The organism is Paraclostridium dentum (assembly GCF_012922555.1).
Classification (GTDB): Bacteria; Bacillota; Clostridia; order Peptostreptococcales; family Peptostreptococcaceae; genus Paraclostridium; species Paraclostridium dentum.
On sequence record NZ_WIPK01000085.1, the window covers coordinates 1 to 599 of the forward strand.

Below are 599 nucleotides of genomic sequence, written 5' to 3' on the forward strand. Positions count from 1 at the left end.
GGTGACTACGGTTGGGACACGGCCGGTTTGTCCGCCGACCCCGAGGCCTTCGCCAAGAACAGGGCCCTCGAGGTTATTCATGGGAGATGGGCCATGCTCGGAGCTCTAGGATGCATCACACCTGAAGTTCTTCAGAAATGGGTGAGTGTGAGCTTCAAGGAGCCAGTGTGGTTCAAGGCTGGCTCGCAGATCTTCTCCGAAGGCGGGCTCGACTATTTGGGCAACCCCAATTTGGTCCATGCTCAGAGCATTCTGGCAGTTCTTGGCTTCCAAGTTGTGTTGATGGGACTCGTCGAAGGATTCAGAATCAACGGCCTCGATGGAGTCGGGGAGGGCAACGACCTTTACCCGGGTGGGCAGTACTTCGACCCGTTGGGTCTTGCGGATGACCCGGTTACCTTTGCAGAGCTTAAGGTGAAGGAGATCAAAAATGGAAGACTCGCCATGTTTTCCATGTTCGGATTCTTCGTTCAGGCCATCGTCACCGGAAAAGGTCCCCTCGAGAACCTTCTAGATCATCTCGACAACCCTGTGGCTAACTATGCTTGGGTATACGCCACCAAATTTGTACCTGGATCATAATTCACCAAACATTTGTC

1 protein-coding gene is annotated in these 599 nt (G+C 53.4%); it reads left to right on the forward strand.

Annotated features, from left to right (window positions below; translation table 11 throughout):
* A partial coding sequence (locus GFJ41_RS20990) for a chlorophyll a/b-binding protein (RefSeq protein ID WP_170075995.1) occupies positions 1-582 on the forward strand: 582 nt, incomplete at its 5' end.
* Between the last annotated feature and the right edge of the window lie 17 nt (positions 583-599).